14 protein-coding genes and 1 tRNA gene are annotated in these 13142 nt (G+C 67.6%); 10 read left to right on the top strand and 5 right to left on the bottom strand.

Translation table 11 applies throughout. The features are described from left to right. Positions 1-265: 265 nt before the first annotated feature. Positions 266-496, top strand: a complete 231-nt coding sequence (locus OXS49_RS19895; RefSeq protein WP_243999217.1) for a hypothetical protein — start codon at positions 266-268, stop codon at positions 494-496. A 122-nt stretch (positions 497-618) separates the two neighbouring features. Then, positions 619-996, top strand: a complete 378-nt coding sequence (locus tag OXS49_RS19890; protein ID WP_243999215.1) for a hypothetical protein — start codon at positions 619-621, stop codon at positions 994-996. Here the strand turns inward: OXS49_RS19890 and OXS49_RS19885 are convergent. Then, positions 968-1324: a hypothetical protein gene (locus tag OXS49_RS19885; RefSeq protein WP_267426307.1), complete on the bottom strand. Its 357-nt coding sequence runs from the start codon at positions 1322-1324 to the stop codon at positions 968-970. The two genes, OXS49_RS19890 and OXS49_RS19885, sit on opposite strands and share 29 nt — an antisense overlap. A gap of 73 nt (positions 1325-1397) precedes the next feature. Here OXS49_RS19885 and OXS49_RS19880 point away from each other — a divergent pair, with 73 nt between their 5' ends. Then, positions 1398-2291 (top strand): diguanylate cyclase response regulator, encoded by an 894-nt coding sequence (locus OXS49_RS19880; protein WP_243999211.1) that lies wholly within the window; start codon positions 1398-1400, stop codon positions 2289-2291. A gap of 215 nt (positions 2292-2506) precedes the next feature. Beyond that, a complete protein-coding gene (locus OXS49_RS19875) occupies positions 2507-3193 on the top strand; it encodes a response regulator transcription factor (RefSeq protein WP_267426306.1) in 687 nt (228 codons plus the stop codon). 50 nt (positions 3194-3243) lie between these two features. Here the strand turns inward: OXS49_RS19875 and OXS49_RS19870 are convergent, their stop codons facing one another. Beyond that, entirely contained in the window at positions 3244-4524 is a 1281-nt protein-coding gene (locus tag OXS49_RS19870; RefSeq protein WP_267426305.1) for a DNA topoisomerase IB, read from the bottom strand. Positions 4525-4659: 135 nt separating this feature from the next. Between OXS49_RS19870 and OXS49_RS19865 the strand changes: the two genes are divergently transcribed. The 4 genes from OXS49_RS19865 to OXS49_RS19850 all read left to right on the top strand — a co-directional run bounded on the left by OXS49_RS19865 (position 4660) and on the right by OXS49_RS19850 (position 8031). Next, positions 4660-5820, top strand: a complete 1161-nt coding sequence (locus OXS49_RS19865) for a glycosyltransferase family 4 protein (protein ID WP_267426304.1) — start codon at positions 4660-4662, stop codon at positions 5818-5820. A gap of 2 nt (positions 5821-5822) precedes the next feature. Beyond that, a complete protein-coding gene (locus OXS49_RS19860) occupies positions 5823-6482 on the top strand; it encodes a methyltransferase (RefSeq protein ID WP_267426303.1) in 660 nt (219 codons plus the stop codon). 175 nt (positions 6483-6657) lie between these two features. Continuing rightward, positions 6658-7248, top strand: coding sequence for an NAD(P)H-dependent oxidoreductase (locus OXS49_RS19855; RefSeq protein ID WP_243999202.1), 591 nt, complete (start codon positions 6658-6660; stop codon positions 7246-7248). A gap of 165 nt (positions 7249-7413) precedes the next feature. Beyond that, on the top strand, positions 7414-8031 hold the full coding sequence (locus OXS49_RS19850) for a cytochrome b (RefSeq protein ID WP_267426302.1): 618 nt from the start codon (positions 7414-7416) through the stop codon (positions 8029-8031). Between the two features lie 3 nt (positions 8032-8034). On the opposite strand, the gene OXS49_RS19845 is transcribed toward OXS49_RS19850, so the two are convergent. Next, on the bottom strand, positions 8035-8910 hold the full coding sequence (locus OXS49_RS19845) for an AprI/Inh family metalloprotease inhibitor (protein WP_267426301.1): 876 nt from the start codon (positions 8908-8910) through the stop codon (positions 8035-8037). Then, positions 8892-9857 carry a 2-hydroxyacid dehydrogenase gene (locus tag OXS49_RS19840; RefSeq protein WP_243999196.1) on the bottom strand — a complete coding sequence of 322 codons (966 nt, stop codon included), beginning with the start codon at positions 9855-9857 and terminating at the stop codon, positions 8892-8894. Before OXS49_RS19840 ends, OXS49_RS19845 begins: the two co-directional genes overlap by 19 nt. Before the next feature lie 240 nt (positions 9858-10097). On the opposite strand from OXS49_RS19840, the gene leuC reads away from it, so the two are divergent. Together leuC and OXS49_RS19830 are read left to right on the top strand one after the other, a co-directional pair. Next, positions 10098-11510, top strand: coding sequence for a 3-isopropylmalate dehydratase large subunit (gene leuC / locus OXS49_RS19835; protein ID WP_243999194.1), 1413 nt, complete (start codon positions 10098-10100; stop codon positions 11508-11510). Between the two features lie 67 nt (positions 11511-11577). Then, positions 11578-11662: transfer RNA gene (locus OXS49_RS19830), tRNA-Leu, on the top strand. Positions 11663-12016: 354 nt separating this feature from the next. Here OXS49_RS19830 and OXS49_RS19825 read toward each other — a convergent pair. Further along, entirely contained in the window at positions 12017-12877 is an 861-nt protein-coding gene (locus OXS49_RS19825) for a hypothetical protein (protein WP_267426300.1), read from the bottom strand. Positions 12878-13142: the final 265 nt, after the last annotated feature.

The raw sequence follows: 13142 nt of genomic DNA, 5'->3' as shown, positions 1-13142 counted from the left end.
TCGGTCCGCTTCTCCGGCGTCAGAAGCGCGTTGGTCGGCGGTTTCGGCTTGCTCATAAACCCTGGCTTCCGGACCCTCTCAGCGTGGACCGAGCGCGGCAATCCCCGAGCCGGGGCATCTGCAGGGCGCCGTCGCGTGTGGGCCCGATCTCCTTAACGGCGATTGCGGGGAAATCTAAGCGCCGGCACTCGCGATGAAACCGAAACGGTCGGCCGCGCATTTCCGCATCAATACCGAAGCACGGCCGCAGGGCGCTCTCTCCATCATGACATTTCGCACGACCGCACTCGGCGCAGCCGCCGCGCTTCTCCTTGCCACCGCGGCGGCCCAGGCCGCGGCGGATCCGATCGAGACAAAAGTCGCCGATGCCGGCCCGCAGGTGCATGCCATCGCGGGTGCCGATCGGGACGACGAGGCCAGCTGCAGCCGGACTCGTCGCCGTCTGTGGATCGAGGGTGAGGGCTGGGTCGTCCGTCGCATCACCACCTGCCGCTGAGCCTACCCAAGTCGTCCAGCGTTAAGCAGTCTTCGCGGCTGGAGCAGCGGAACGGTGTGAGGTGTGCTCGGTTCCCCTGCATCCTGCGCGACCGGCGCGTTCTTACGGAGTGGAACCGGCCCATGGCGATCCGGACAATCCTGCCGCTCATGGCCCTCATCCTGGCCACGCCCGCTGCGGCCCAGGGCTTCGGAGGTCCTGCACCCTACGCTCCGGCCTACGGGGAGGGGTACGGTTTCGCCGGAGAATTCGTGCGGGGCGACTATATCGGGGCGCCCTTGACCCACGTGCCACGGCCCACCGAGATTGTGCCGTCACCCTGGAGCTACGGCACCTATGGCGTTCCCACGGTCTCCGGCATCGCAGCAGCCCCGACGGCCCGGCCGACGCTGACGGTGATCCAGGCGGCCGGCTCAAAGGGACGCCAGCGCCTCGGGGCCGTGGCCGAGGAACGGACGGCCGGAGCCCAGATCATCGCGGTTCGGGTTCCCCGTCGCTGAGCGCGGCGTACCAGGCCGCATAGGGCGTGGTACGTACCAGATGTCGGTTGAGATCGGGCGCCCCGTCGCGCCACCAGACCGGCCCGCGCTCGCCCAGCCCCACCTTGGCGGCATCGACCGTCGCGCGGGCCGCTTTGAGAGCCTCGGCGGCACCGGACACGCCGTCGCGCTCAGACTGCTTGGCCACCTTCACGGCACGGCGAGCCGCCATCAGATCGTCCACCAGATCCGATCGACGCTCCGGCGAAAGATCGGGGTTCGCGCAGCGCCAAAGTCGTCCGCGAACAATGATATAGCGCCGGTCCGGGGTAGTTATTGCTACGCTCATATTATTATCTGGCCCGTTTGTGGTGGGTTAAGTCTTCTGCGCCAGACTGCGGATATCCTGTCCAGGTCACGCCATGCAGATCGTCATCGTCGATTCGAGCCGGGTCGTTCTTCAGATCATCACGTCGCTGATCGAGCCCCGGGGCCACACCGTACATGCCTTCACGGACTCGGCCCACGCGCTCGCATTCCTCAAAGGCACGCCGGCCGTGCGTGTCCTCATCACCAGCCTTGAGGTCCGGCCGCTCTGCGGGCTCGAATTGTGCTGGTCCGCGCGGTTGCTCGCAGAGGAGCGGGGGCCTCTGCACGTCATCACGATGTCGTCGATCCGCAACGTCCGCAGCCTCGCCGAGGCGCTGGACAGTGGTGCCGACGACTTCATCGAGAAGCCGCCGAGCGCCGAGGAGCTGAACGCGCGGCTGCGCGCGGCCGAGCGCCTGACCACCATGCAGGAAGAGCTGATCCGCCTCGCCGAGACGGATCCGCTGACCGGGGCCCTGAACCGACGCGCGTTCTTCAACCGGGCCCGCATCGCCGCGGCTCAGAATGGCCGGCCCGGCGGCGTCTCGGCGATCCTGGCCGACATCGATCACTTCAAGCGCATCAACGACCGGTACGGGCATGATGTCGGCGACCTCGCGATCACGGCCGTGGCCGATCTGATCGCCGGCGGGGGTATCGGCGGTCGGCTCGGCGGCGAGGAATTCGCCCTGATCCTGCCGGGATGCTGCATCGCGGATGCGACCGCCCGGGCCGAGCGCCTGCGTGCGAGCGTGCAGGATCTTCGGATCCGCGCGGGCAACGCGACCGTCACGCTGAGTTGCAGCTTCGGCGTCAGCTGCTGGATCGATGGGGACAGCGTCGAAGCGTTGATGAAGCGGGCGGATATTGCCCTCTACGCAGCCAAAAGCGGCGGGCGGAACCGTGTCGTGGCGTCCTCGGACCACGCGATGCCAGTCGTCGCGTAATGAGCCAGCGGCGCTGCCCCATATCGGAACGCCGCAATTAAGCATCACGCCGCCATATCCCGGAACGGGACGCGGCCTGATTAAAATCACCTGATTTGGCGGCATATATGCCGATATAAAGCTTAATATTTCTGAATTCGTGGTGGAACAGTTCTTGGAACTTAGCCTCCGATCCCGGACGTCTGTATCGAGCCGGGAGAGTGGAGTGCGAGGCAATGAGTACCGCCGTTGGCGTCCTGATCCTGGATGAGCCGCAGGACCTGAGCGCGACTGTCCGCGCCACCCTGGAACACATGCCGGAATTCCATACGATCGGCGAGGCCGATCTGGAGTTCACCAATACCGAGCACGCGGTCGCCCTGGTCTTCCTCGACGAGATCCGGCTCGCCGACGGGATCGCGCGCATCGTCGATCTCAAGGAGCGTCAGCCGCGCCTGCGCACCCTGGTTGTGTTCGGTGCGCTGACGGCCGACGATCTCCGCGCCCTGCTGACCGCAGGCGCCGACGCCTTCGTGGCACGCTCGAAGGCCCCGCGCGAGCTCGCGGCGGCGCTCCTCGCCCTCGCTGAGGGCTCGGATTGTCTGGTTCCGCCGGAGCAGCCCCTGGCGCTGTCCAACGAGCCGGCCGACAGCCTCGGGCTGACGCCGCGTGAGGCGGAGGTGCTCCGCTTCCTCAGCTCGGGCTTCAGCAACAAGGAAGTGGCCCGGCGCCTCGCACTCAGCGTCCGCACGGTGGAGACGCACCGGCTCAACCTGCGGCGCAAGACTCAGACCGGCCGCCTGAAGGACCTCGTCTCCCTGGCGCGCCAGCTCGGGCTGGCTCCGGTCGTGGACACGGCCGATCAGGTCCGACGCAACGTCGACCGGCGGTCGCCCAGCAACACCATCCAGTCCCGGCACTGATCGAAAACCGTGAGACCGCGCAGGGTGTCGCCGCGTCAGGCGGCACCGACCTACGCGTCAGCTCCGACCCGCGCGTCGGCTGCGGCGTGCGACGGGGCTTCCGCCTTGGTGGCCGAAGCGTTGGCGGCCGAAGCGTTGGCGGCCGAAGCCTTGTTGGCCGAAGCCTTGTTGGCCGAAGCCTTGGGCCGCGCCCTCCGTCCCTCAGAACCCCGCTTGGCGGCCGGCCTGACCCGCTTGCCGCCCCGCGCCTCGCCCTCGCTCGCGGAGAGCCGGGCCTGGAGGAGCGCGAGCACGGCAGCCTCCTCAGACCGAAGGCTGGAGAGATCCTCGCTCAGCTCGGACTCGACGACATCCTTCACGTGTTCGAGCAGGCCCCCTTCCATGTAGCAGTCGAGGACTTGCGGATGGATGTAGCACTTGCGGCAGATGGTCGGCGTATTGCCCAGCCGCCCCGCCACGCTCTCGATCGCGGCCCGGACATTGCGCTTGGCGGCCGCGTCGCTGTCGAAGCTCTCGAAGGCGCGGAGCGCGAGGGCGGCCAGCACCGTGCCGGCCCAGGTGCGGAAATCCTTGGCGGTGAAATCCTCGCCCGTGATCTCGCGCAAGTAAGCGTTCACGTCCGAAGAGCTGACGTCGCGCTGCGTGCCGTCCGCATCGATGTACTGGAACAGCTCCTGCCCGGGCAGGTCCTGGCAGGCCTTCACGATCCGGGCGACGCGGCGGTCCTTCAGGGACACGTCCCAGGTCTTGCCGCTTTTGCCCTTGAAGCGGAACGACAAGGCGGATCCTTCGATGCGGACATGCGGGTCGCGCAGGGTGGTGAGCCCGTAGCTCTTGTTGGTGCGCGCGTAATCGTCGTTGCCGACGCGGATCAGGGTCGTCTCCAGCAGGTGGACGACCGTGCCGAGCACCTTCTCGCGGGGGAGCCCGGGACGCTTCATATCGGCATCGACCCGCTGGCGGATTCGCGGCAGCGCATCCGCGAAGGCCATGATCCGCGCGAACTTGTTGGCCTCGCGCGCCTGCCGGAAATCCGGATGGTAGCGGTACTGCTTGCGCCCCTTGGCGTCCCGGCCGGTTGCCTGGATGTGGCCGTTGCGGCGCGGGCAGATCCAGACGTCCGTGTAGGCCGGTGGGATGGCGAGCGACTTGATGCGGGTCAGCACCGCCTTGTCGCGCACCGGGGCGCCCCGCGCGTCGAGATAGCGAAAGCCGGTGCCGCTGCGCTTGCGGGTCAGACCCGGCCGGCCGTCGTCGACGTAGGCCAGCCCGGCCTCCTCCGCGGCTTCGCGCAGGGTCCCGCCGCCTTCGACCGTCTCGACCGCCGCCATCACCCGTTCCTCCCGCATACGCCGCCGGTTGCCCGCCCGGCGAGAAGGCTTCGGTCAACCGGCCGTACGCGAGCCCTGTTCCTGGCCTGCGCATCCGCCGCAGGCCGATCCGCCGCGGTGTGCTAGAGGGCTGCGATGACGCGTGCCGCCCCCGAAAACCTGCCCGCTCCGATGCGCCGAATCGCCTTCGTGGTGACGGAGGACTGGTTCTTCGCCTCGCACTTCCTGCCGATGGCGCGGGCCGCCATCGCCATGGGCCTGTCGGTCACCGTGGTCACCCGGGTGCGCGCCCACCGCGCCGCCATCGAGGCGACCGGCGCCAGGGTCGTGCCCCTGGAGGCGGAGCGTTCGAGCCTCAATCCCATGGCCGCCGGCTATGCGGCCGGGCAGCTCGCCGGGATCCTGAAGGCGCTCCGGGTCGACATCGTCCACTGCATCGCGCTGCGCGGGATCCTGGTCGGCGGCACCGCCGCCGCGATGGCGGGCATCCCGGCGCGGGTCTACGCGCTGACCGGCCTCGGCCTCATGGGCGCCCGCAGCGACCGGCTGGGCTACGCGGCGCGGCTCGGCCTCCGGGGCTTGATCCGCGGCCCGCTCGCCTCTTCGCGCACCCGTTTCCTGTTCGAGAACCCGGACGACGCCCGGGCCTTGGGCCTCGACCCGCTGGATCAGGCGGTCACCGTCATCGGCGGCGCCGGGGTCGACCCCGCCGCCTACCGGCCGCACCCTCTGCCGCCGATGCCGCCCCTGCGCGTCGCCCTGGTGGCGCGCATGCTGTGGTCGAAGGGTGTCGACGTCGCCGTCGAAGCCGTCCGCCTCGCCCGTGCCCAGGGCGCACCGGTCGAACTCGATCTCTACGGCGCGCCGGACCCGTCGAACCGCCGCGCGATCGCCGAGGCGACGCTGCGGGAGTGGAGCCGCGACGGCGTCGCGTGGCACGGGCCTACCGCCGATGTCCCCGCCACCTGGGCGTCCCACCACGTCGCCTGCCTGCCGTCCCGGGGCGGGGAGGGCCTGCCGCGCACGCTGCTGGAAGCCGCCGCCTGCGGCCGGGCGCTGGTCGCCTCGGATGTCCCGGGCTGCCGCAGCCTCGTGCGCGACGGCGTCGAGGGACTGCTCGTCCCGCCGGACGACGCGCCGGCACTGGCACGGGCTTTGGTTCGGCTGAGCCGCGACCCCGCCCTCGTGGCGAGCCTCGGCGATGCGGCGCGGGCGCGGATCGAGGCGGACGGCTTCACCGAGGCTGCGGTGACCGAGGCCGTCTGCGCCCTGTGGCGCGACCTGCTGGAGGGTTGAGGATGCGCCCGCCCGACGATCCCGCCGGCTTCATCCGTGTCAACACCCGCCTGATGCCGGTTCCCCACGCCCCCGAGATCCGGCTCCATGTCGCCGACGAGGCGACCGCGCTGTGGGAGAAGACCGAGGAAGAGTTGGAGTCGATCGGCCTGCCGCCGCCCTTCTGGGCCTTCGCCTGGGCAGGCGGTCAGGCGCTCGCCCGCTACATCCTCGACAATCCGGACCGCGTAACCGGCGCCCGGATCATCGACTTTGCGTCGGGCTCCGGCCTCGTGGCGATCGCCGCGGCGCGGGCCGGCGCCCAGCACGTCACCGCCAGCGATCTCGATCCGTTCGCCATGGCGGCGATCCGCCTGAATGCCGCCGCCAACGACGTGGCGGGCCTGATCGAGCCGGTCTCCGACAATCTCCTGGGGACGGAACCTGAGGTCGATCTCGTTCTGGCAGCCGACGTCTTCTACGAGCGCGACCTCGCCGAGGCGGTGACGACGTGGCTCTTTGGCTTGCAGGCGCGCGGCGTTCAAGTCCTGATCGGCGATCCGGGCCGCACCTACCTGCCGCGCGACCGCCTAGAGTGTCTGGCGACCTACGCGGTTCCCGTCTCGCGATCCCTGGAAGACACCGAGATCAAGCGAAGCCATGTCTGGCGGCTGCGCCCATGAGTATCGCCAACGGCAAGCGTCTCGATCGATTCACCCAATCGCGGCGCGCCGACGCGCCGAGGGTTCTTCCGGGACCGAAATGCGCTACCCTCGCCTTGGCCCACGCGGCGTGTCGGGCAGGCGCCAGATCGTTCGACGTCCCGAATCCGGGCGTCCCGCCGCGGAAGGTTATCCGATGAATATGCAGTCGAGCGCCATGCCGCATTCCGCCCGCGTCGTCGCCTTCTCGGGAAGCGCCAAGCGCCCGTCCCGGACCCGCGTCCTGGTCGAGGCGCTCGGGGCCGAACTCGGCCGCCTGCGCCGGATCGACCTGACGGTCTACGACCTGATCGATGCCGGCCCGGGTCTCGGCGCGACGCAGCGCGACGCCTTGTCGGCCTCGGCCGCGCACCTGATCGCGGCGATCGAGGGCGCGGATGCGCTGATCGTCGGAACGCCCGTCTATCAAGGCGGTTACGCCGGGTTGTTCAAGCACGTGTTCGACTTTGTGGATCCGGCCCGGATGGCAGGAATGCCGGTGGCGATCACCGCCACGGGGGGCGGCCTGCGCCATGCCCTGGTGGTCGAGCACAGCCTGCGGCCCCTGTTCGGCTTCTTCGCCGCGCACGTGGCGCCGACCTCGGTCTATGCCGGCTCCGACGATATCTCCGACGGCCAGATCCTCGACCGGACGGTCGCGACCCGGATCGGATCGGCGGCGGCGGAACTCGCGGCGCTGATCGACGTGGCGCGGCCGGTGGACGTGGCCGTACTGAACGCCCGGTAGGGTTATTCCGGGCGTGGCGATCGGGGCGATGCGCCAAGCATCCGACTCGCACCCTCGTCCAACCGACGACTCGAAATCACACGCGAAAGCGATGCGGTAACGCACTCCCCGGGGTCGCAGCCGGCCCTAAGTGCTGAGACGAGCCACGCTCATGCGCGAGGGATCATGTCAGGTTCTCCGATCTCGGTCGGCACGGCCGCGCCGACCGCGCTGCCCGCGACTTACGTCACGGCCTCCGGGATGCCGCGCTACAACCCGGTCGCGCAGGCCCTGCACTGGCTGACGGCCGCCCTGTTCCTGGCCGTCCTGCCGCTGGCCTGGGTGGCGATCAGCCTGCCGCCCGCGCCCGCCAAGGGCAGCATGTTTGTCCTGCACAAGTCGGTCGGCCTGACGATCCTGGCGATCGTGGTCCTGCGGATCGTCTGGCGTATATTCCGGCCCGCCCCGCCGGATCCCCAGGCGCCGCGGCTCCTGACGCTGATCGGGCGCATCAACCACTTTCTGCTCTACGCGATCTTCCTGATCATGCCGATCAGCGGTTACCTGCTGAGCGCCTTCTCGGGCCGCGACACGCCGTACTTCTGGCTGTTCACGATCCCGGGCCTGACCAAGGACGAGGGGCCCCAGAAAATCGCCGAATCGATCCACCTCGTCGGACAGTGGTTCGTCTACGCCCTGGTGCTCCTGCACATCGCCGGCACCGCGTGGCACCTGATCATCCGTCGCGACGGTCTTCTGGAGCGGATGCTGCCGGTTCAGGACGGCCGCAATTCGTCGCTGTAGCGGCTACTCCACGCGGCGCAGCACGAAGGTCGTACCGACCTCCGGATCGCGCCGCCAGCGGCCATCGCCGCTCGGCACGAGGTCGATGCTGTGGCCGCGCTTGGCCGTGAGGGTCATCCGGCCGTTGGCGTAGCACCAGCGGACCGGATCGAACACCTCCAGGCCGCCGTCGTGGCAACCGGGAACGACGTGGACGCCGCCGCCCGCCGCATCGAGCGTGAGCCGGCAGGTGTCACGCTCCTGGAACCGGTCGAGGGTGTAGAGCCCCGGCGCTGGGCCGGGCGCCACGGCCGTGGCGGTCGCCGAGGTCTGCAACTCGGCCGGAAGGGGCGCCGTCGCCTGAAGCGGGGAGGGGGCGGAGGACGTCGCCGTGGTCGGCTCTGCCTCGGTGGCTGCCGCGGCGGCCGGACGCATGCCCACGGTATCGAGCGGGACGAGACTGTAGTGCTCGCCGTTCTCCAGCTTGGCGACGAGGCTGTGCTTGTCGGGGCGCCGGACGAATTCGAGGATCGGGCGCACGTTCTTATCGACCAAGCTCACGCCGTCATTGACGAACAGCCATCCGGCGATCCCGTTCATGATCGGCAGGGCCCGCCGGCAGCCCGCGGGAAAGCGCAGGCGCCGGCCAGCGTCGCCGCTGTCGAGGGCCAGCGTCATCACGCAGCGCCGGTTGGTCCCATCCCGCGACAGATCCCAGGTGCCCGGAGCCTCGCCGAGCCTCTCGGGGAGAGTTGGCAGGGGGGTCGGAACCGCAGGCGTCTCCACAGGTGCGGCCTCGGGCGGCGCATCCGGGGCATCCTGCGCCGCGGCGGGCCATGCCGACAGGGTGAGGGCGGCGAGCAGGGCAGCCGAGGCCGGCTTCACGATTTCGGTCTCCACGGCGTCTCGGCGACGGGCGTCAGCGGTCCCCGCCCCTCGAACCACGAGACGACGTTGTCGACGACGAGCTGGGCCATCGCCGCACGGGTGTGCTCGGAGGCCGAGCCGACATGTGGCAGGAGCACCGTGTTGTCGAGGGCGGCGAGATCCTCCGGCACGTGCGGCTCGTTCTCGAACACGTCGAGGCCGGCCCCCAGGATCGTGCCGGCCTTCAGCGCGGCGGTGAGCGCCGCCTCGTCGACCAGGGTACCCCGCGCCACGTTGATCAAGATGCCTTCCGGCCCCAGCGCCTCCAGCACGGCGGCATCGATCAGGCCGCGGGTCTCGGGCCCGCCGGGGGCGACCACGATCAGGATGTGGACCGCCCTGGCCATCCCGATCAGGCTGTCGTGATAGGTGTAGGGCACGTCCGCCTGACGGCGCCGGCCGTGATAGTCGATCGCGACCCCGAAACTCTCCAGCCGCCCGGCGATCGCCCGGCCGATCCGGCCGAGCCCCAGGATGCCGACGCGCCGCCCGCGCAGCGAGGCGGTGAGCGGGAAGGGGGCCTTGGGCCAGTGGCCGGCGCGCAGGTAGCGGTCGGCCTGCGGAAGCCGTCGCAGGGTGGCGAGGGTGAGGCCGATCGCGAGGTCGGCCACCTCGTCGGTGAGCACGTCGGGCGTGTTGGTGACGACGATGCCACGCTCTCGCGCCGCCACGGCATCGACCGCGTCGTACCCGACACCGAAATTGGCGATGAGTTCGAGCTTCGGCAGCCGGTCCATCAAGGCGGCATCGGCCCCGCCGCCGACGACCAAGGCTCGGATCCGCGGTCCGACCTCGGCGAGCAGGGTGTCGGGATCCGCGGCACCGGCGAGCCGATGGACGATGTGCCGCCCTTCGAAGGCCGCCTCCACCAGCGGGTGCATCTTCCGCAGGAACAGAATCTCGGCCGGCGCATCAGGCATCGCACACTCCCACCTTCGGCCGTTCGGCGGCACGGCCGGCTCCCCCATCCCGGCATAGGGCCTCGACGGGGTGCAACGCCAGCGGGATCCGGCGCGGCCCGTGACATCCGCTCGCCGTCGCCGGGCGGCCATATGACAGGGGCGGGGCTCGCCCCTTTCGCAAACCGACCGCGATGCCTACTAAGGAAGCCGCACCATCGCGAGAATTCTGCACCGCCCCAACGTCGAAGACGAAGACCGATGACCAGCCCGCGCACCCTCTACGATAAGATCTGGGACGACCACGTCGTCGATGTTCAGCCGGACGGCTCCAGCCTCCTCTACATCGACCGGCACCTCGTTCACGAAGTCACGAGCCCGCAGGCGTTCGAGGGCCTTCGCACGGCCGGCCGCAGGGTCCGCCACCCGGAGAAGACGCTGGCGGTGGTCGATCACAACGTCCAGACCTCCGACCGCAGCCAGGGCATCGAGGATCCGGAGAGCCGGACCCAGCTCGAGGCGCTGGCCGAGAACGTGCGCGACTTCGGCATCGAGTTCTACGACGCCCTCGACCGGCGCCAGGGCATCGTCCACATCATCGGGCCGGAGCAAGGCTTCACGCTGCCGGGCCAGACCATCGTGTGCGGTGATTCCCACACCTCGACGCACGGCGCCTTCGGGTCGCTGGCGCACGGCATCGGCACGTCGGAGGTCGAGCACGTGCTCGCCACCCAGACGCTGGTGCAGCGCAAGGCCAGGAACATGCGCGTCACCGTCGACAACACCCTGCCGCCGGGCGTGACCGCCAAGGACATCATCCTGGCGATCATCGGCGAGATCGGTACCGCGGGCGGCACCGGCCACGTGATCGAGTATGCCGGCGAAGCGATCCGCGCCCTCTCGATGGAGGGGCGGATGACGATCTGCAACATGTCGATCGAGGGCGGTGCCCGGGCCGGCCTGGTGGCGCCCGACGCTACGACCTTCGCGTACGTGAAGGACCGGCCGAAGGCCCCGAAGGGCGCGGCGTTCGAGGCGGCGTGCCGCCATTGGGAGAGCCTGGTCACCGACACGGGCGCCTTCTTCGACCGCGAGGTGCGCCTCGACGCCGCCAACCTGCCGCCGATCGTCAGCTGGGGCACCAGCCCCGAGGACGTGATCTCGGTCCAGGGCCGCGTGCCGGACCCGTCCGAGATCGCCGACGAGAACAAGCGGCAATCCAAGGAGAAGGCGCTGGCCTATATGGGCCTGACGCCGGGTACGCGGATCACCGACATCACCCTCGACCGGATCTTCATCGGCTCCTGCACCAACGGCCGGATCGAGGATCTGCGCGAGGTCGCGCGGGTGGTCGGCGACCGCAAGGTGCACGACGGCGTCGCGGCGATGATCGTGCCGGGTTCGGGCCTCGTGAAGGCGCAGGCCGAGGCCGAGGGTCTCGACAAGATCCTGAAGGCGGCGGGCTTCGACTGGCGCGAGCCGGGCTGCTCGATGTGCCTCGGCATGAACCCGGACAAGCTGCGGCCGGGCGAGCGCTGCGCCTCGACCTCGAACCGCAATTTCGAGGGCCGCCAAGGTCCGCGTGGGCGCACGCATCTGGTCTCGCCCGCGATGGCGGCGGCGGCGGCGGTGGCCGGACGCTTCGTCGACATCCGGGAATGGCCACGGGGCTGAAATCCCGATTGACGGCGGCGGCTCGGTTGCCTAAACGGAGCCGTCGCCGGCCGATAGCCGGCGGCATGCCCAGGTGGCGGAATTGGTAGACGCGCTGGTTTCAGGTACCAGTCTCGCGAGAGGTGAAGGTTCGAGTCCTTTCCTGGGCACCAATTGACAGATTTGAGCCCGCCAAGTTGTTGGCGGGCTTTATCTTTTCCAGGGGGCGAGTTTCCGTGCGCCTCGTCGGTCACCGACAAGGTCTGCGATCCTTGCCGACGCTGCACCTTCGGTGGCGATCGGGAACACGCCAGGGATGCATCGGCCGGATCGAGCATCACGCCGGACGTGTTCGCCACCGTGAGCTCGTTATGAATTGCACGGGATAGAGCCCGATATCAGGCAATGGAACCGCAAGACATCAACAGAGGCGCCGCCCGGTTCAAGAGCAAGAGCGACGCTACTATTGCTCCATACGACGCAAGAAATACTGTTCCATCGTTTAACATGTCCAATCATCAAGTTCGCTATCCAGGTATCATCGAGATAACTGGCGATGGCCAATTCATCGGTTGATGAGGCAGCTTTGGCATCGGCAGATCCTTGTATGGATCTGGCATCAATAGGATACCAGGATTAGCCTCAACGTGTCTATATCGGTCTATCGTACACATCAGCTCGAATGCGATTTGACGGACAGATGCAAACGCGATGTTATTCAAGGCGTCTGGCGGAACATCATCCAGAGTTTTACCTTCCAGTGACGATCCGTGCGCCCCCTGCATTAGCGGATCAATGATCAGATCCTTGTAGTCAGCGTCAAGCTCAGCATCTACGTGACCGCCTCCGTCCTGATTAGCCATTATCAGAACTAGATGAGAACGAGAAAAGCACTTCCGACTAGAAGACTCTACCAGAGGGTCATTCCACCAGGACGAAAATTTGGCAAATTTTCTAATCGCTTTATCAGGCGGAGTTCCTGGTAAAAAGCGGCCAAGGCGAAGAGGGGCAAACCAGCCTATTCTACCGTTTCCCGCATCCCCAATCTCGACCAGCCCAACATCGGCAGGATTCGATGCAACAAGCTTGGCACCTTTCCCCTCCTGATCTAACCAAGCTTGAGTAGCGGGATCCAACACATCACGGTATACGCCAGTATCCACGTAAGAAAGCTTATCCTTAATACCCAAGTGCTTCAGAAGCGATGTTGATTGATGGGTGTCGTGCACTAAGACTCGTATAGCAAGCGAAATCCTAATGGCCTCGTCAGATTCACCTTTGTCAAAGTCTGCACAGGATCGCCTTAAAAAGTTTATTTGTCGGTCTAGTTGCGCCTCAAAATCAGATGCCGGACGCGGACTTTTGTTCGCACGAGTACCTATTGCCATGGAGTCTCCCGACGCAGGCCACAAGCGTACTCCAGATTTACAAACTACGCACCATCTCTCACATCCACATCGGTTACTGATCGCATGCCGTAAACGCTCAACGACGCGCGAATCCTCGGTCCGTTTGACACTGTTAATACAAGCAGTGAAACAGATCCCTTGATGCTTCATCTGCCATCAGTGAAACCAACAGCTTACGTGGCACCTGAGGGCACCCAACTGCCTTTCCTGGGCACCAATTGACAGATTTGAGCCCGCCAAGTTG

Origin of the sequence: Methylobacterium sp. GC_Met_2, from assembly GCF_026540795.1 — a bacterium.
In the GTDB taxonomy this organism is placed as follows: domain Bacteria; phylum Pseudomonadota; class Alphaproteobacteria; order Rhizobiales; family Beijerinckiaceae; genus Methylobacterium.
The sequence above is the reverse complement of the archived record's forward strand: the minus strand, read 5'-3'. Positions and strand labels throughout refer to the sequence as shown.

What these genes read in the sequence shown, in the direction of transcription:
- OXS49_RS19860 (WP_267426303.1), top strand. Translation starts at nt 5,823, where the DNA reads ATGCGCCCGCCCGACGATCCCGCCGGCTTCATCCGTGTCAACACCCGC.
- OXS49_RS19840 (WP_243999196.1), bottom strand. Translation starts at nt 9,857, where the DNA reads ATGCCTGATGCGCCGGCCGAGATTCTGTTCCTGCGGAAGATGCACCCG.
- OXS49_RS19885 (WP_267426307.1), bottom strand. Translation starts at nt 1,324, where the DNA reads ATGAGCGTAGCAATAACTACCCCGGACCGGCGCTATATCATTGTTCGC.
- OXS49_RS19890 (WP_243999215.1), top strand. Translation starts at nt 619, where the DNA reads ATGGCGATCCGGACAATCCTGCCGCTCATGGCCCTCATCCTGGCCACG.
- leuC (WP_243999194.1), top strand. Translation starts at nt 10,098, where the DNA reads ATGACCAGCCCGCGCACCCTCTACGATAAGATCTGGGACGACCACGTC.
- OXS49_RS19880 (WP_243999211.1), top strand. Translation starts at nt 1,398, where the DNA reads ATGCAGATCGTCATCGTCGATTCGAGCCGGGTCGTTCTTCAGATCATC.
- OXS49_RS19870 (WP_267426305.1), bottom strand. Translation starts at nt 4,524, where the DNA reads ATGGCGGCGGTCGAGACGGTCGAAGGCGGCGGGACCCTGCGCGAAGCC.
- OXS49_RS19825 (WP_267426300.1), bottom strand. Translation starts at nt 12,877, where the DNA reads ATGGCAATAGGTACTCGTGCGAACAAAAGTCCGCGTCCGGCATCTGAT.
- OXS49_RS19865 (WP_267426304.1), top strand. Translation starts at nt 4,660, where the DNA reads ATGACGCGTGCCGCCCCCGAAAACCTGCCCGCTCCGATGCGCCGAATC.
- OXS49_RS19850 (WP_267426302.1), top strand. Translation starts at nt 7,414, where the DNA reads ATGTCAGGTTCTCCGATCTCGGTCGGCACGGCCGCGCCGACCGCGCTG.
- OXS49_RS19855 (WP_243999202.1), top strand. Translation starts at nt 6,658, where the DNA reads ATGAATATGCAGTCGAGCGCCATGCCGCATTCCGCCCGCGTCGTCGCC.
- OXS49_RS19875 (WP_267426306.1), top strand. Translation starts at nt 2,507, where the DNA reads ATGAGTACCGCCGTTGGCGTCCTGATCCTGGATGAGCCGCAGGACCTG.
- OXS49_RS19895 (WP_243999217.1), top strand. Translation starts at nt 266, where the DNA reads ATGACATTTCGCACGACCGCACTCGGCGCAGCCGCCGCGCTTCTCCTT.